This window comes from Paenibacillus sp. LjRoot153 (assembly GCF_964253085.1).
Classification (GTDB): Bacteria; Bacillota; Bacilli; order Paenibacillales; family NBRC-103111; genus Paenibacillus_E.
In genome coordinates, this window is the sequence record NZ_CAXUQH020000001.1 from 5480864 (window position 1) to 5499329 (window position 18466).

General features: G+C 43.3%; 14 protein-coding genes. All 14 read right to left on the minus strand.

Annotated elements, in window-relative coordinates:
* Nucleotides 1-125 precede the first annotated feature (125 nt).
* Complete coding sequence (locus ACSQ8P_RS23750; RefSeq protein WP_436237443.1) at nucleotides 126-1010, minus strand: ABC transporter ATP-binding protein; 885 nt, start codon at nucleotides 1008-1010, stop codon at nucleotides 126-128.
* Nucleotide 1011: 1 nt separating this feature from the next.
* The gene (locus ACSQ8P_RS23755; RefSeq protein WP_436237444.1) at nucleotides 1012-3912 is read right to left on the minus strand and encodes an ABC transporter permease; all 2901 of its coding nucleotides are present in this window, start codon (nucleotides 3910-3912) and stop codon (nucleotides 1012-1014) included.
* A gap of 12 nt (nucleotides 3913-3924) precedes the next feature.
* On the minus strand, nucleotides 3925-4959 hold the full coding sequence (locus ACSQ8P_RS23760; protein WP_436237445.1) for an efflux RND transporter periplasmic adaptor subunit: 1035 nt from the start codon (nucleotides 4957-4959) through the stop codon (nucleotides 3925-3927).
* Nucleotides 4949-5650: an ABC transporter ATP-binding protein gene (locus tag ACSQ8P_RS23765; RefSeq protein WP_436237446.1), complete on the minus strand. Its 702-nt coding sequence runs from the start codon at nucleotides 5648-5650 to the stop codon at nucleotides 4949-4951. The genes ACSQ8P_RS23760 and ACSQ8P_RS23765 overlap by 11 nt, the downstream gene beginning before the upstream one ends.
* A 99-nt stretch (nucleotides 5651-5749) precedes the next feature.
* On the minus strand, nucleotides 5750-7108 hold the full coding sequence (locus ACSQ8P_RS23770) for an S-layer homology domain-containing protein (protein WP_436237447.1): 1359 nt from the start codon (nucleotides 7106-7108) through the stop codon (nucleotides 5750-5752).
* A 185-nt stretch (nucleotides 7109-7293) separates the two neighbouring features.
* Nucleotides 7294-8637, minus strand: a complete 1344-nt coding sequence (locus tag ACSQ8P_RS23775) for an ABC transporter substrate-binding protein (protein ID WP_436237448.1) — start codon at nucleotides 8635-8637, stop codon at nucleotides 7294-7296.
* 56 nt (nucleotides 8638-8693) lie between these two features.
* Nucleotides 8694-9710, minus strand: coding sequence for a hypothetical protein (locus ACSQ8P_RS23780; protein ID WP_436237449.1), 1017 nt, complete (start codon nucleotides 9708-9710; stop codon nucleotides 8694-8696).
* Nucleotides 9711-9920: 210 nt separating this feature from the next.
* Nucleotides 9921-10652 carry a hypothetical protein gene (locus tag ACSQ8P_RS23785; RefSeq protein WP_436237450.1) on the minus strand — a complete coding sequence of 244 codons (732 nt, stop codon included), beginning with the start codon at nucleotides 10650-10652 and terminating at the stop codon, nucleotides 9921-9923.
* A 29-nt stretch (nucleotides 10653-10681) separates the two neighbouring features.
* Nucleotides 10682-11419 carry a hypothetical protein gene (locus ACSQ8P_RS23790; RefSeq protein WP_436237451.1) on the minus strand — a complete coding sequence of 246 codons (738 nt, stop codon included), beginning with the start codon at nucleotides 11417-11419 and terminating at the stop codon, nucleotides 10682-10684.
* Nucleotides 11420-11461: 42 nt separating this feature from the next.
* Nucleotides 11462-12160, minus strand: coding sequence for a hypothetical protein (locus ACSQ8P_RS23795; protein ID WP_436237452.1), 699 nt, complete (start codon nucleotides 12158-12160; stop codon nucleotides 11462-11464).
* Between the two features lie 29 nt (nucleotides 12161-12189).
* Complete coding sequence (locus ACSQ8P_RS23800) at nucleotides 12190-13146, minus strand: carbohydrate ABC transporter permease (protein WP_436237453.1); 957 nt, start codon at nucleotides 13144-13146, stop codon at nucleotides 12190-12192.
* Between the two features lie 35 nt (nucleotides 13147-13181).
* A complete protein-coding gene (locus ACSQ8P_RS23805; RefSeq protein ID WP_436237454.1) occupies nucleotides 13182-14048 on the minus strand; it encodes a carbohydrate ABC transporter permease in 867 nt (288 codons plus the stop codon).
* Complete coding sequence (locus ACSQ8P_RS23810) at nucleotides 14045-16324, minus strand: DUF5696 domain-containing protein (RefSeq protein WP_436237455.1); 2280 nt, start codon at nucleotides 16322-16324, stop codon at nucleotides 14045-14047. The genes ACSQ8P_RS23805 and ACSQ8P_RS23810 overlap by 4 nt, the downstream gene beginning before the upstream one ends.
* Nucleotides 16321-18441 carry a YIP1 family protein gene (locus ACSQ8P_RS23815; protein WP_436237456.1) on the minus strand — a complete coding sequence of 707 codons (2121 nt, stop codon included), beginning with the start codon at nucleotides 18439-18441 and terminating at the stop codon, nucleotides 16321-16323. Before ACSQ8P_RS23815 ends, ACSQ8P_RS23810 begins: the two co-directional genes overlap by 4 nt.
* Between the last annotated feature and the right edge of the window lie 25 nt (nucleotides 18442-18466).

An 18466-nucleotide genomic window follows, 5' to 3' on the forward strand; every position in this document is an offset into this window, starting at 1 on the left:
CACTGAATTATCTCTGGACACATCAACCCACTCTCCCCTCTCAAATTTACTAGCATAACCTTACTATATGGCAAAAATGAGAACTTTCCATAGGGGCGTTTATGCATCTTTATAGGTTGTTTATTTCATCCTGCTGCTGGAGGTAGAAGGACGATTCTTCCCTCTTCCAACGTTACCTGAACCTTATTCGTGTTCTTCACCCCGATAGAATCTAAGTAACCCGGAGGAATTTGCAGCCGACCTGCTTGGTCTAACACGGCATATTCGACATGGGACTCTTCTTCCTGCTCTTCGAACCCGCTTTCCGAATCCAGCAGTTCTTGGTCGAATGATTTACGCCTCAAGATTTCCGAAGACGTTTTCCCGTCTCGAATGGCAACTACACGATCCACTTTTTTGGCAATCATCGGATCGTGCGTGACAATAACGATTGTCAGTCCTAGACTCCGGGTTAAATGCCGGAACAAATCAAGAATTTGGTTGGCCATGTTCGTATCGACGGAGCCGGTTGGCTCATCTGCAAGCAAAAGCTTCGGATGGTTTGCCAATGCTATCGCGATAGCAACCCGCTGCTGTTCACCGCCCGAAAGCTGATTCAATTTGTTTTTTAGCCGGTGGCTAAGGCCTACGGCTTCCAGAAGTTCCTTAGCTCGTTCTTGCTTGCGCTTGCCCTGTAGTAAAATGGGCAATTCCACATTTTCCTGTGCGGTCAAATAAGGAATTAAATTCCGCGCATTGTTCTGCCATACGAATCCAACAGTCTCTCGTTTGTAACTCACAATGTCTTTCTCTGACATGCTTAATAAATCTTTACCATTCACACTTAATTTGCCTGCGGAGGGGCGATCAAGCCCCCCAAGCATATTCAACAAGGTTGATTTGCCGCTTCCGCTGTTGCCGATAATCGCCATTAATTCACCGGCCTCTACGTGCAAATCTAAACCTTGTAAAGCAACTACCTCCAAATCAGCCATTTTATAAATTTTAACCAAATTTTCACAATGAATCATATTAGTCCTCCCCCAGTTTAACCGCTTGATGAATGCGAATTCGGGATACGAAAGATCCGAGCACACCCAACCCTATCGAGATCATCACCGTGACAATCCAGTACAGCCGGACTTGATCACGAGGGTCAAAGGTAACTTCGAATGGCGGAACCTGCGTTTTCGGATCGAACGATAACTCAAATAAAGGAACGAACAAATGACTCGCTACGTTACCTGTCAGAATGCCAATAAAGATTGCAGCACCCGAAACCAAGATTTGCTCGCCAGCAAGCATCCATATTAACTGGTATAAGGAAATGCCCATCGCTCTTAAAATGCCAAACTGCAGCGTCCGTGCGAATAAGGATAGCACCCAATATAACAAGAACCCAAAAAAACAAATGAAAACCGAAATCAGAAACCCAAGCGTCATCACACCATTAATGGCCATTTGGAAAGGATCTTTGATCGACTTGATCTGTTCCTGGTTGGCATCTCTCAAAGATTCGATCTCATAGCCGTGATCAACGATGGCTTGATAAACCGTTTGGCTGCTTGCCCCTGGCTTTAGCTTCAGCCAAACCTCATAGGGCTCTAGTGCCAGATTGTTTTGAATATACGGTAGTTGGCCGATCACAAGCTTTGGTTTTTTAATTTTCGTGGTGGAGCCCGTCTTTGTCGTGGTTGTTACCGTATCATTAACCCCTGGATTTGGATTCCAAGACGGCCAATAATCAATTACACCATACACAGTAAATTGGGCTCCTTCCACTCCATCCCAGCCTAAAGTTATGGTGTCGCCGGCTTTCAGGCTATATTCTTCAGCCATTGATTTCGATATTAGAACAGCAGAAGGGTTGCGAGCGATCAAGTTTAAATAGTCATTGAGATGATGGTCAAGTAATCGATCTCGCAGCCAAGCAGTTTCACCAAATTGTTTGCTTTCGATTCCCATAAGCTGAATCTGTTCTGTTGTCTTACCTCGCAAATAAGTCGCATCCTTTTTATTAAACACCTTTGCGGCTTGCTCTACACCATTTAGCTGTGTAAATGGTAAGAATGAGGGCTCCGTATACTGGGTCTTTACTGGAGCTTCGGATCCCGCCTCGGAATCGGACTTCTCCTCTTCCGACTCTTCCATTAAACCGGTTAAAATAGCAGGAGGGGCGTCATTTTCCCAACGGATTTGCATCGTAATATCGGCACCAGCGGAATAAAGGATTTTATCAGCAGTATTCTTGTTGATAGTTCGGGTTGCACTGGCGCTGAATAAGCCTGTGGCAATGGTGATAATTAGAAAAACCATAATAAATTGATATTGGATGGTTGAACGGCTGACTTGTATAAATGTGCTGTATAGAGAAGGAGGCCACCATCGTCTGCCAACCTGAAATACCAATCGCATAAACCATGGATAGATTCGAAGAATGAGCAGACCCATCCCCAATATAAACAGTGCGGGAATGAGAAATAGCAGTGGATCAACCTTCAAATCGCCGGATTTTAAACCGAGCGACAGCAGCTCTTTTATTCGTGTTTTATAATTATTCAAGCCGTAAAGGGCTACCCCAATCAACACGACATCGATGAAATAAGTATGCCAAAAAGACTTTTTCTCCTGTCTAGCCGACTGCTGTTTTTGCCCAACAATCGTAACTCGCATGGCAAGGAATACCGGAATCAACGTCATCACAAGTGAGCTTGCGACAGCAATCAACCCATATAGGAAAGCATCCCGATTCACTTCAACTTCAAGCTTGGCCCTCTGTACGAATTCAAGAAATCCGCTGGAAGCCCCTAATATTTTTGTCAAAAGAGCGCCAAAATACGGTCCAATCAAGAACGCAATCGTACCAAGGACTAATCCCTCCACAACATAACTGAGAATGATTTGCAATCGACTGGCACCACGACTGCGTAATACAGCGATCTCCGTTTTCTGACGTTCCGTAATCAAGTTTGCAACCATATATAAGTAAAAGGCGAGCATAAGCATAACAGGCACATTCAACGACCAGAGCATGAGCCTTAGATTGGTTTCTTTCACATAATAGGCACCAAGCGTTTGTAAGGCTGGCGCATTCATATTATGAGTTTCATATCGTTGATCCATATGGGTCGTGATTGTACGATGGGCATCAATGAAAGTGTTCGTGGATTCCAACGACATTTTGCTGTAATCAAGGGCCAAGTACCAATAACTAGACTGAAGATTAAGCTTGCTGCCTGCTGTGAATTCTTTTTCAAATAAATCAAAATCGATCAGAAAGCTGTTCTTATAGCTGCTTGGGATGTTATACCAGAATAAATCCTCGTAATCCTTACGATCAAATACACCTACAGGCTTAATGTAAACGGGTTGTTTCAGTTTCTCATCTTGAATCGTAAACACGGTGTTAAGCACCATGCCGAGCTCTGTCAAAGCTTCCTTTACAACAAGCGCTTCATACACCCCATTCACCGCTTCTTTCTCCGGTAGCCGTCCGTCTAACAACCGCAGGTGTTCCTCCATGCCATCAATGGCAGAGAGATCCGCCGATCGCTGTCTGTTAATATCGACTTTGTCTGGTTCAGCCGGAGTAAGACCATATCGCTGTGTTGATCTTTCACGAACAAGCTGCTGAACAGGGATACCGAAGTTATTGCTTGCTTTGTTCAGAAATACATCGGTTTCAGAGATCTTTTCGTTCTTTTGCTGATCTTCAGGCGCCACAGTTGCTGACAACCAGTAGATGCCGGGATACTGACTGCTGGTGGTTTGCAATTGCTGCAGCTCTTTAATCAATAATCTTTGCAAGATAGCATTCGTGTATATCGGCATTGTACTTGCAAGAGCTACAGATAACACCAATCCGAATAGCAGGCTAAGCTCCAGCCATTTATTATTGATCATTTTGCGCAAGATCATGATAAATAATGCCAATTTCTTAACCTCCTAATTATTTAGAATAATCTTCTGCCCCTCAGTTATACCTTTGCGTATTTCCACTTCTCTTGCTGCGACAATCCCTTTCTCTACATCAATTTCTTTCCTGCTTTCACCTTCCATGACCTGTACATAGTCACGCCCCATGTAGCTTCGAAGCCCCGATCTAGGAATAACCAGCACATTCTCTCTCTGTTCCGTCACAATGGTGATATCTGCTTGGGAACCGATCGACACTTCTGCCGGAAGTCCCGGAACGTTAATAAAAAGAGACTTTGAATTTTTATCTTGAACCGTTTTATTATCGCTAATCGGAGCGGTCATTGGCGTTTGAACAACTTTCCCTACATAAGACTTGTCTTTTATTTTGACATTGACATCCATGTTGATTTCTACGCCGACCAAATCATTCTGACTGGAGGCTGTATACACAAGCTTCATACTTTTGGGGTCTGAGATCGTCACTAGCTGTTTGTAAGCCGATACTTGATCGCCCAGTTTCATCGGTTCAATGTAAGTTATGATGCCGTCGACCGTTGCAACGAGCGTCGTTCTCTCCAATTGGCTTTGCAGCGACTTTAACTGGATCTGGGCGCTTTCATAATCCAGCATTTTCAAACGAACCGCAGGATCATCGCCACTCTTACCGGCTAATTCTTGTGCCGTTGAAATTTTGATCTTTTCGATCGCTATTTCCTGCAGACGAATTTTCATTTTCAAATCGCCCGTCTCTGTTGAAGCAACGACATCGCCTGCATGGACTTTGTCTCCCAATTTCACATTGAATGACGTCAATCTACCGCTGGATTCTTTGTAAAATAAGTAATCCATTTGATCGGATGCAAACGTCGCAACTCCCGTAATTTGCTTAGCTATATTAGCTTTCTTCGCTTCAAAAAGTGTTAATGATTCCGTGAGAGGTTGAACAAGCGGCGGTTTCAATTCTGGTTCTTCAATTGGGAGCAAAGAGCATCCTGCCAAGGTTCCTGCCAAACAACATACGCCTAACATCGGAAAAAGTACTTTGCTAATCTTATTTGACAATTTGACCATCCTCCAATGTGTATACATGATCGGCAACGCGCATGATTGAGGGATCATGAGTCGTCATTATGATGGTCATCCCCTCCTGTTGAACCAAATCTTTGAATACTTTCATCACCTGCAGGCCCATCTTACTGTCCAGTTCTGCTGTCGGCTCGTCTGCCAGAATCAATGAAGGCTTGTGAGCAATCGCTCTGGCTATCGCTACGCGCTGCTGCTCTCCGCCTGACAACTCATAAGGTCGATGCTTCATTCTCGTTTTCAACCCAACGAAATCAAGCGCCCTTTCCGTATATTCCTTATAATGTACGGACGGAATGCCCGCAATTCGTAATCCGAACTCCACATTCTCGTAAGCCGTCATCAGGGGAATCAGCGCAAAGGATTGGAATATCAATCCCATATGTACACGTCTCAATTCATTGCGTTTCTTTTCTGAAAATCCACTGATTTCGTTATTTTGAAAGTACACTTTGCCTTCTGTTGGTCTGTCAAGCGCACCCAGCATATTCATTAACGTCGTTTTACCGGAACCAGACCGGCCTTTGAGAGCAACTAATTGATGTGGCGCGATCGCCAAATCGGCTCCTTTCAGTGCGTGAACGGCGGTAGAGCCGCGTCCGAATACCCTGGTTATGCCCTCTGTTTTTATAAGATCTTCGGTATTTTGTCGTTGTTGTTCAATGATCACGGAATTTTCACACTCCTATAAGTACAGGTTAGGCCATAAAACGTTTATATGGTTTAGAAAAAAACTCCAGCCCGAAAACTGGAGTTTAAACATATGAGATTATCCGTTTTGCAACGTCCATAAAACGAGTGCATCTAGAAGCTTCCATGCGTCATCAGTCATTTTTTCATAATTACCCGTCTGAAAGTAGAACGAAAGACGTGCTTTTACTTCATACCCGCTATCGGAGTGGGAACCCTTATTATAATAGTACATGGTTGCTTCATTGCTTTTGCCAGGAATGGTGGCAACCTTAACTGCTTCCTTGCCCGGAAGACCGTAACCTATTGCATATTTAGGGTTAGATTCTGTATACACTTGTACATCGCCGGAGAATCCAGCTGCAGCTTTTAATTTAGGGTCTGCAATGGTGATTGATTTGAGGTTAAATTCATTCGTATTTTCCTCTTGTGATGAAAGGCCGAGATAGTACATGCCGTGGTTTTTGGCATAAACGGTTGGAATCGCAATATCTTTTAAAATTCCACCTTTCAGATACTTGGAATTCAACGTATTGCTGATATAGAGCAAATCATATCCTTCCGTTTTTTCAACTGTGAATTTTCTATCGACAATATTGGTAACTCTAAAACCAAGCGCCCTCAAACGATCTTGAACAAAAACATCCTCTGCAGGGATACTGGATGCATCCCTTCCTACATATAGCACTCTTTTACCTTGAGCGGAGATTTCACCAGTAGGTGCAGCTGGTGTATCCGTTGCCGGCGTCCCCGGCTCAACAGCAGTTCCATCTGCATCAATCAAATTCTTCGCTTCATAGCTTGCGAGCGCTAACATTTTACGAGTAGCAGATTTCGAACCGCCAAACGTACCGTCCTCTTGGTTTGTCATCAGATTCTTTTCGAGCGCAAGCGCGACATAACCTTTCGCCCAAGCGTCTACGGAACTATCTGAGACTGGTGTTACGTTTTTAGCATCTTCCTCTAAGCCTAAACCCCTGATCAGGAACGCCGCGAGTTCTTGTCTGGACACTGCACCAGACGGTTTGTACGTTTTCCCCTCTGCGTCATATCCGTTTGTTAGTCCTGCCTTCTTCAGCGCCTCAATATAGGGAAGTGCATAGGAATTTGCTGGATCATCAGAGCGAACATCTGTAAAACTAGAGCTTGTAAGCGTTTCATCAATTGTCAATTTAAAAATGATGCCAGCGACTTTGGCGAACTGCGCACGATTCATTTGGGCATCCAAACCGAATGTATCGTCCGTTAATCCATTAAACACGCCGCTTTGGATCAGCGAATTAAATTTGTCTTTTACATCTTGTGGAAGATCCTTCAAATCTGTAAAATCATCTGCTGATTTTGCGGAAGCTGAATCCGTACCTTCTGCAAAAGCCAATGGAAGCAAAGAGAAAGATAATAGAAAAACGATTAATAACGATGATATAAGTTTTTTCATAGAGATCTCCTTTTAATGTTAGATTCTCAAAGAAACAAGCATGTGTCAGTAAAAAAGTAAAACAATCGCCGAGAAGAGTTACACCTCCCTTACAAAGACATTAAAACACTATCCTTACCTTAATATGAATTTATGAATCTATTATAGGGGCTTTTACTCATGTTTATAGGTCTTTAAGTGGTTGATTATTTCTTAGCAGCTTTATCAACAGCAGATTTTTCAGCCTTTTTCGTTTCAATTGCTTTTGTCGATTGTTCTTCTATCATGCGCAGTGCCGTAACCGAATCTTTGGACTCTTTAAAAATCAAAGGATCGAACACATTCTGCATCGGGACATCGATATAAGTTAGGCCTGTTGCACGCGCTGCAGGTGGCATAGCTGTTTTGCCGTGGAAAATAGCCTTCGTGTTCTTCCCTTTCATTTGCAGCAAGTTTTGTCCGAATACTTCCTGGACTGCTTTGGTTTCCAACGGTACAATGACGCCTTCTTTTGCCAAATCGACTTGATGTTCTTCAGAGAGAATAGCAGCCATGACTTGAAAAGCTTTATCCTTTTTTGTGGATTGTTTCGAGATATACATAGCGTAAAGGTTCGGTTGATACCTCGTATCTGGAACATCGCTAAAAGAAGGGACCGAAACAACGTCGAAGTTCAAGTTTTTGTTTTGCTCATGAAACGAAACGATATGGTCCACTGTCGCCACAGCCATAGCGATATTCCCTTTCGTTGCGAAAGTTTCAACAGTGTCAAATTGATTGGCCGGAATATCATAGAAACGTCTTAAGTTATCCACGGCCTTTTTCCATTCCGGCGTGTTCAAGCTCGCCTTGTCTTCCGCTAGACTAAGCGGCGAGAGTGAAAGCTGATTGTAGTTCATGTAATGACCTGGATTTTGAGAAAATCCTTTATACGTGATTTCGCCCTCCACGCGGGTCAGCCTTTTAGCCATTTCGTAAGCTTCATCATAAGTCATACCATCCTTCGGATAATCAACGCCGAATTTGTCAAAAATGTCCTTATTATAAAAGAGTACAAAATCATTATTGTTGAATGGTAGACCATAAATTTTCCCATCGGGTGTCATATTTCTCATTTGGGCCATATGAGCCGGATTCAATTGGTTCGTATCGAAGTTGTACTTCTTGATCAAATCGCTGATATCGTATTGAAGGTCATTATCAATAATGTATCTTTGCGCGTTCATTCGGGTATTATCGAGGATAATGTCCGGTATGGTGCCCGCCGCAATCAAGTCCTGATACTGTCTGCCCGGATTATCCCAATGCACATGCTTAATCGTCAAATCTGGAAACTTCTTTTTCAGAAATTGACCGATCTGTTTGTCGAAATTTTCTTCTTTTGCATAAAAGGAAGGCCAGACCGTGTAAATAAACAATTCATTCTCTGGATTTGAGTTCACTGGTTTATTCGCAGTAGCGACAGCACCTGAATCTAGACTGCTTTCACAGCCAGTTAAAAGTGTGAGCAAGGATACGATTACAAAGGTGCTCTTTGCATATTTTTTCATGGTTATAAGCAACTCCTTCGAAGAATAATTGCTCAAGCTGAATGCTTCAATATCCATTAGCCATTTTGCAAAGTCCATAGGACGATATTATCCCAAAGCTTCCACCCTTCATTCGTGGAATTATCCTGCATGCCGTTGCTCCAATAGTAGAAAGACACCCGCGCTTTAACCGTGTAACCGTTATCAGCTTTCGAGCCTTTATCGTAATAAAAGAGCGCAGCCTTCGACGAATCTCCTGGGATCTTTGCAATCACTTTCGCTTCCTTGCCAACGACACCATAGCTAACCCCATAACCGTTTCCAGCTTCTTTATACACATCAATGGTGCCCGATAATCCGCCAGCTACCTTATGTTTGCTGTCTACGATTTCAATCGATTTAATATTTTTAACCGTGGCTCCTTCCTCGAGCGATGACAAGCCTAGATAGAACATGCCGTGGCTTTTCACATAGACAGTTGGAATTGCAATATCTTTCATGACGCCATCTTTCAGAAACTTAGAGTTTACTGTTTGACTGAAATAGAGCAAATCATACCCTTTGGTTTCATCGGCAGTGAAATCTTTATCACCAAGCCTCGTAACAACGAAGCCCATGCCCTTCAAACGATCAGCCATAACAACATCTTCCGCAGGAACAGGAACTTGTTCCCGTCCGACAAAGAGTACTTTTTTACCTTTTGGTGAAATGTCAGGTTGAGGAGTTGGCTCGGGTTTCGTCTCGGGCTTAGCAGAAGCCGGTTCTGACGACACGATTGCCTTAGGAGAATCCTTAGGTACAGTCGTTGCAGAAGCTTTGGTTGAATCAGTAGATGCAGGAGTCACAGTAGCTGTAGAAGATTCCGTAGGTGCAACCGTTGCAGAAACAACTGTAGAAGCACTTGGAGTAGGTGAAGAAACATTAGGTGATTCCGTAGGCACTGTAGTTAACGTAGGAACTGGCGATATTACAGTTGCTGCGGATTCGGTAACTTTAGGCGAGACACTCGTCTCCGGTTTTGTTTCCGATGAAGAGCAGGCGATCATGGTTATCGTCATCAAAGCGATAATAAGCAGTACGAGAAAACGTTTCATTGAACTAATTCCCCCTCAATTGTTGATTAATTCCCAGCAGACACGTTTGGCACTCCTTTATATCATTACTTTATTACGAACTAAATGCGCTTACATTAGGGGAGGAGTTCTATTTTATAGGTTGTTTGTTGCATCTTTCCGTTTGTTGAAAACAAAAAAAGGCCATCCGAAGCGGAGAGGCCTAATCAATTTATCTTAATAAATGAAGGATCACTTGCTGCCGATCGCCCATTTTACGGCTGCATCGAAGAGCTTCCAGCCATCGTCGGTTTGGTTTATTTCTTCTCCGCTTACCAAATAAAAGTATACTTGGCGTGCCGGTACAGGCTCGTTATTCAAGTTTTTCATACCTTTCTCAAACGCGCAAATAACGGCTCTTTGGTCATCATCAGGAGCTGACGCAACAATGACAGCCTCCTTACTTGGCAAAACAAAACCGATCTTCCCGTCCAGATTATAAATATCCACATTGCCTTTTAGCCCGGCTGCCATCGGATGTTCGGAGTTTTTGATCGTTATCGTCTTCCCGGTGAAATCACCGTTATCCGTATCCGTTTCTTTACCCGACAAAGCCACATCACCTATATTTTGAGATTCAGCATAAATGACGGGAATCGGAGAAGCTATCAATTTGTTGCTAACTCGGCCGGAGTTTACCGTTGAGCTGACAAATACCAAAGAATATTTCAATGCTTCGGCGGCTGTAAGTTCTTTATCTGTAATCACTGAGACCTCGAATCCAAGTGCTTTCAGATGCTTAATTGAAATTCCATCACCACCGCTCTCCCTGCCTACAAAAAGTGCCTTCTTGACTTTTCCGGACAGCTTAGGAGCATTCCCCCCCTGACTCGCATCAGGATTTACCTGAGTTGTTGCTGTGCATGCTGTAGCGAAAATCAGAGTTAAGGCAATAATGATGAGCAGGCTCAATAATCGCTTCATGAAATCTCCTCCCTATAAGTCAAAGCTACTTATTTATTACCTGCTGCCCATTTAATTGCAGCATCAAAGAGCTTCCAGCCATCGTCGGTTTGGTTTATCTCTTCACCATTGAACAAATAGAAAAACACTTCGCGTACGAGTACAGGATCACCCTTTGCGTTTTTCACGCCCTTCTCATAAGCGAAAATAGTTGCTTTTTCCTCGTTATTCGGAACCGTAGCCACAACGATAGCTTCGGCACCCGGGGTAGCGTAGCCCATTTTCCCATCAGCTTTATAGACATCCACCAGATTCTGCAACCCAGCTGCAAGTTGATGCTTACTGTCTTTCATTTGAATCGTTTTTGCCACGTTTCCTGCATCCAATTTCCCGTATCCCTCGTTAACCGTCATGCCTGTATCCGAAGTTGATTGCGGCTCGGCATAAATAACGGGTACCCCAGTTTTTAAGAAATTATCTCGAATTTTACCGGAATTGACGGATTCGCTTACATAAATTAGCGTATACCCCTTTGCTTTCTCGGGACTTACTTCTTTGTCTGTGATTATTGTGACTTCATACCCAAGTATTTCTTTTAGCCGTTTGGTCACAATCGCATCCCCGCCGCTGTCTCTTCCAACAAAAAGAACTTTTTTCCCATTACTTTGTGTCTTGCTCTGAGCTGTAGGTTGATTGGTAACGCCATCCAATTGGACCGGTGTAGCTGTACAAGCCATCAGCACCGTAAACAGCAGTAAAACGGTCATCATGTTCAGTATACGTTTCATGAATCAAATCCCCTTTACTCAAATAGTAGTAAACGCTTAAAATTACTTTTTCCCATTTTGCGCAGCCCATTGGATCGAGGCGTCGAAAAGCTTCCATCCGTCATCCGTCTGATTCATTTCTTGCCCGGACGGTAAATAGAAAAACACCTGACGAGCCGGAATGAGCTCATTATTTATATTTTTCGTTCCCTTTTCATAACCGAAAATGACGGCTTTCTTATCGTCGCCTTGAGCCGTCGCTATAATGACCGCTTCTTTCCCTGGAATGGCGTACCCCATATTACCAGTGTTGTTATAAACCGTTACCTGATCCTTCAATCCGGCTGCAAGTGGATGTTTACTGTCTTTCATTTGCACGGTTTTCACATCATTCAGTTGTCCATAATCCAGAATTCCCGTCATACCGGCAACGCTAATCGACTGTGTTTTGGCATAGACAACAGGTACAGTGGAAGTCTTCAACTGAGCATCTAACTTCGAGGAGTTGACAGAATCGCTGATAAATACCACGCCATAGCCTTTCGCTGCATCCACTTTAAAGACGCTGTCCGTTGTATCCATAACTTGATAGCCCAGTTTCTTCAAATGACTCATGATAACAGGATCGTTGGTGCCTTCGTTCTTTTTAACATAAAGCAATTTATTCGCATTTGTAGGTGCAGTGACTGTTTCCGTCGATGAACATGCCATCAAAGAAACCACAACTCCGGTAGTGATGCAAAGTGCAAGAAACCGTTTCATTTCCGTTCTCCTCCAATTCTCACATGACCCTATTCCACTAATCCAGTTCTTTCTACACCTTCTACGAACCAGCGCTGCGTAAACGTATACAGAAGCATCGGCGGAATGATCATCATGAATGTGGTAGCCATTCTAATCGCTTCATCATTAACGGAAGGCCCGTATTGTTCGGCTTGCTGCCGGAGTGCTGAGGCTATGCGTGAAATACCCATGGACAGCGGCGCGGTTTCGATATCTGACAAATACATGCTCGGTAAATAGAAATCATTCCAGGTCCAAACAAAGGAAAACAAAAATACAACCAGAATGGCAGGCTTGGCGAGCGGCATCATAACCTTGTAAAAGATCTTAAACACATTGGCGCCGTCAATTCTGGCTGCTTCCTCCAATTCCTTCGGTTGTGTTGAGAAAAATTGACGATAAATGATGACGAATAGCGCTCCCTTTAAGCCAAGACCGAAAAATGCGGGAACAATTATTGGGTAAATCGTATTTAGAAGCCCCAATTCTCTCGCATAAATGATGTTCGGCAGGATAGTTACTTGCATCGGCACAATAAATGTCAGCAGCAAAAGGAAAAACATCAATCCCTTAAAAGGGACTTTCAATCTTGCGAAGGCATATCCGGTCACTGCACAGGACAACGTTTGCAAGATAGCCACAGATAGAGAGAGCGTCAAGCTGATGCTGAAAGCTTTGGGATATTTCAACCAATCCCAAGCTTCCTGAAGATTTCCAAGATAAAGTGTTCGCGGAAACCAGTTAACAGAAGGATCTAGTAGGTCATCCGCGTCTTTGACCATCGTGGTGATCATGTGAAGGATAGGCTTTAGATAAATATAAGCCGTATCCAGCAAGATCAAATAGATAAAAAATTTAAACAGCAATCCTTTATCAGCTTCTCTACCAATGATCGTGTAGCGGGCTTTATTTAACCAAAGCAGAAATGATTGTGAATGTTCTTTCTTGATTTTTAATCCGATCATAGCCTCACCCCTGCCTAAGTTTTTTGGGTTATCTGTTAAACCGTCTCTCTTTGTGACTTTGTTACTCTGTTGAAAATGATGAAAATAATTGCCAGGAAAAAGCTAATGATCAAGAAATAAATCCATATCAACGCGCTGTACGACCCATATTCACTTTCTCTCACTTTTCCTAATATCGGATTTGTCGGGAACGTAAACAAGTCGACGACCGTGTAGATCAGATTTAGAAAAATAAATGGTGTCATCGCTGGAAGCGTAATTTTCCAAAACGTCTCCCACGGACCCGCACCGTCTATTCGAGCTGCTTCATAAGCCGAATTAGATATCGTCTGCCTGCCTCCGAGGAAGATCAGGATCTGTACCCCTGAATACCAGAGAATTAACACAAACGAGTCGAGAATCTTAATGAGCGGCCCGGACCATGTTGACGATAAATTAGCAGTAATGAGGCCGGACACGTTGTACTTGGACATAAAGCCCAAGTCACCCTCGCCTTGCGTCAGGAATTCTGCAACAACTTGACCTGTTGCCAAGATGACGGGAAGAAAGAATATCGCGCGGAAAAACGTTCGACCTGCAAATTTTTGATTCAGAATGATGGCAATCATCAAAGCGAATAGGACGATGATCGGGATCATAAACAAGGCTTGCCGGAGAAACGGCAATAAATCGTTGTACAACAATTGTCCGTTCTCGAAAAGAATATACCGGTAATTTGTCCAAGCAATATACTCAGTAGTCGTTTTCGTTGCCGTTATCGTCACTTTTTGAAAGCTCATATACAAGGAAAAGCCAATTGGGAACGCCATGAAAATGAGAAAGCCAATAAACCAAGGAGCAATAAAGATCGCGCCTTCCAAATATTCGACAAGGGATGAATTTAATCTGAACTTTCGTTTCAACGTTTTTCCCCTCCTCGAAACACAACGAAGTTTTGTGCAGGTACATCAAGATCCCCGCTGCGGTAGGGCTCCAAATTATAGTTCACGATAATCCGAGTACCATTCTCATAGGTTGTTTCCTTTACATTTGGAGCTAGGGTCTTGTGATTAGCAATAAATTGATCCTGTACGTTTCCGAGAGCCTCATTGTATCGCTTATACTGCTCCACAGCGAATGTCTCCCAGTAGGGAAAATAAGTGTTGTAGTACCGTATACCGAACGAATTCACATATTTTTTCGACTCCGCCTGTGTGAATACAAAAGATGGCTCAGCACCATATTCAATATCACGCAAAAAGTCGTGTACATCCTCTTGCCGGTTATTCACATATTCCGAAGAATAAGCGACTAGTCCATGCGTAGCAATCTGAACGAAGGGAACTGCCTCATCCGTAAATAAATCGTAAGAATGATCATATACCAGCGACTGAATATAATTCATATGTGGCAGAGCATACAAATTGGCAGATTTCCCTTGTACGCCGCCTAATGAATCTTTGATCATTTTTAAAATTTGCTCCTGAACATCCCGAGCATCATCTCTGGTCGAACCGAATCCCGAATTATAGTCACTGAACAGTCTTTGACCGATTATATTGACTGTAATTCCGTCGACACCCATGGTTTTATAATTAGTCAAGTCTTTCTTAACCATTTCTTCTGCAAATTTATAGCTTACCGCTGGCGTTTGCTCTCTGTTAAACAACGTACTCACCGATTGATTGCGCCCAGCCAAATTTACGATGGCATTATATTTCTCATCGAAACCCGATGCCCCCGTGTTGTTCAATGCATATTCAGCCTCCAGATACACTGGTAAACCGTGACTGTGGGCATTGTCGATAAATGTTTTCATTCCTTTATCCCCGCCGAGACGGGAATCAACCGGAAACGTTTTCCCAAAGGCGCTGTAGCCCCCCTTTTGCCACCCCTTAAAGGTAAGAGACATATTGGTTATGCCTTTCTCAAGCAACGTATTGACCATATGCGTAGCATCGTCCGTGGTGGTCAAATTGAGATATCGCGACGTAACCAAGCCGTCTTCCTGATCCGCTCCGATAAAGTTTACATGCATCGGTATATTTGGATTTTTGACAGCGACGGGCTTCGCTCCCTTTTCTTTCATCAGATATTGCCGGTAGGTTTGAGCCATGCCCACATAATCTGATTTTTGGCTGTCTAACAGGTAATATCGCACAATTCGATCACTGCCGAACACTTCATCTCGGTTGTAATCAATAAACCCCCATGAATCGGGGACATTCGTATTTCGCGTTGTAAACTGCAGGAAGCTAGATCGGAAATTCATCTGACTCGTCACCCAGTTATAGTTGCTTAGAACACCTGCTGGGGCTGCAACGATGTTGGCGTATTCATCTCCGTCGTGAACGATGGCCACAAAACCTTTGGAACCCGTCTTCATACCGAATACCGGCATCACAATTTTGTTGCGGTTATTACTAAGTCCTGCGAATGTGTTATCTTGACCGTAAACTGCTTCGTCGTATATTTTATTGACGTTAAGTTGATTATCCTTAAACCTCACCAATGCTCCAGCGCCGTCTGGTATGAATAGATAACCATCCTGCCCAGCAGCCGTATATTCGGCACCGAAGAATGGAAACAACCTGACCCACACGAGACCCATGATCGCTTCCTTCACGCCTTCGCGTATAATCTTCGTCTCCACATAATCGTTTTCAATTTTCACCTCAATCGGGATCGTGAATCCGGTTGCAGGCAGTTCATACACCAATGAGAACCCGCCGGGAATTATCTTTACCTCTTTGACTCGTCCCCCATCCGCTGCCAAGTTTGTTTCCTTCGCTTGCAGGATATTTTTCGAGAAATCGACGTATTGTACCATCAACGGTGAGGCCAAATGCTTTTTCCAGGTCTCTGAAATTTTTTCCTTATCCCACGATTCTGGATTTGGAAAAGATCGGTAAACATTTGCATTCCGTTTATCTTCCACAATAAAATGACCGGTTTTTTCATCCATTTTTAAACGCAATAGATCGGTTTCGGCAACTTGTTTAAAGTCACTCTCTTTAGGCAATTGTGAAACGGCGCTACTCACCGCAGAAGCACTAGTTCCCGTCTCCGCCGGCACAATAACGCGATTTTCCGTAGCTTTGAACGTTACTTTGATATTCGTAACTGCCAAATAAATGGCGACCAAGAGCAGGATGCTTATGACTGCTGCGGTTTTACCACGTTTGATTATCCCTATCATCTCAAGATCGCCTCCTGATACATTTCAAAGATTAACGATGCCAAATCATTGGTCAGTCCTGCTGTAAGAAAGAGGAGAACGCCAATAACCAGCATGGTACAAAGGGTAAACAGGACATTTAACAGGGTTTCTCCTACACTGTAATTATGAATCCATTGGATTTTCCAAAAGATCAAAAACCCGATCCATACAATCATCCCTTGTTCTACATAATGATAAATAGTGGATTCTGACGTGGTCATAACGTTCGAAATAAAGGCAATGGGTATGCCAATAATGATGTACGGTATGAGGGCATACGCGCTGGCGATAAAAATATCTCTAAATCTTCCCTCTCCTCGATAAATGGAGCTAACGAGATAATTCGAAATGACCCACGCAATCCATACTGTGAAAAACTGTGTAAATATCGAGTAAATATCAACATGAGTCGAAGCGTTAAATGAAAAACTGGTGACAAGCCGCTTGATCACTAGAGACGCATATACGCAAGCTAAGATGATAATCGCACTCAAATAGCTTCCTTTACCTTCATACCTTATCGCGATAAAACCATCAATCGGATGTTTCATCATGTAAAATACATGCTTAAAATTCATAAGAAAGCTAGTTTGAATCCGCTGCCTATTGCGCCATTTATCTCGAAGACTGGTTGTAAAGGTCCATTTACTAAGCAACACGTATAAAAGTCCACTGAAAAAGAGTAAGCTCGCAATCCAAGAAAAGTTCTGTTGCAGCCATTTCATTCTTATTTGCCAAAAGGCGTCCGAGTACCCCTCTTGGTTTCCTGCCTCTTTAAATAGTTTTAATGCATCAGCATACTGTTCCTTTGTAAATGCCGCCTGGGCTAAGCCCATGATGGCCGGCGTAAATTGCGAATTCATTCGAAGGACTTCCTGCCAAGATTTTTCACTATCCTGATATAAACCTGCAAGCGTCTGTTGGTTCGCTTGATCTACCTTTTGACCAAATTCCGATAAGCGAAATACTTGAACGATATTCTCCTGATCGTCCAATACGTATAATTCATTCCTGCTGTTCACATCAAGCGCAACAGGACTTTTCAAGAGGCCTACTTGAGACGATCCGACTGCTGAAGCGCCGCCCCAAAAGTACAACAAGTGGCCCGAAGCATCATAATGACTGATATATTTGAATTGTTGATCCACTACGATCATGTTGCCGCTTTGGTCAACGGCCACATCAATCAGCTGCGGACCTGAGGTTACCGTTCCAATCGGCTCAACGCCGGGAACGACTTCCCCGAAATTTTTATTGCCGCTGCGAAGTAAATTGTTCCCTTTAATATTTAATTTCTTTAACTGGTCGCTTTTGGCCATACCGCCGGTGACCGTATAGATATAGCCATTTTTATCCGTAGCAACACTGTTAATCGTCTCTGGTCTCTTTGCAATTTCATTGGCATACATTTTTTTGGTGTACAACATACGCTTTAGAGCATCTAGCGGAGAAAGTGCCGTTTTGTTTGCTCCGAAAAAGCCCTGAAACTTGCCCTTCGGATCAAGCAGGACGATCCCTTCGTAACCGCCATGCACCACGATATACAGGAATCCTCTTTCATCTACCATCACTTTGGCTGGATCGTAGACGAATGTCGCCGGGATGTATTTAGATTCCGGGCGTTTGAATTCCGTTAGCAGCTTTCCGTTTTTGTCCAGCTTAACAACTCTTTTGTTTCCCGTGTCTGCAATGTAGATATCGCCTTCCTTGGTGACAAATATGCCTTCTGGCTTATTGAACGGACTTTCCTGTAGCGTCAAATACCGAATCAGTTTTCCTGTTTCCGTTAGATGAACGATCCGGTTGTTCCCTGTATCAACAACGTAGACTTCGTTCTTCGCATCAATAAAGATGTCTTTCGGATTACGAAGCGGTGAGGAGATTTTAACGGTAGGTTGCTTAGGATCCGTTGTATATAAATCCTCTCCGATCACATCGAGCGGAAAGTAGGCCGGTTGAAGCCATATTTGATTGTTGTAACTATCCTTCGTATAGGTTGAATATTTCACTTCGGCGTGCGTAGTTGTTGGCAACAGCGCAGTGCACAAGATGATCAAGGATAGGAATAGCCTCCACCTGTGGCATCTTATTTTCATGCTCAAACCTCCATTTCTGTCTCTT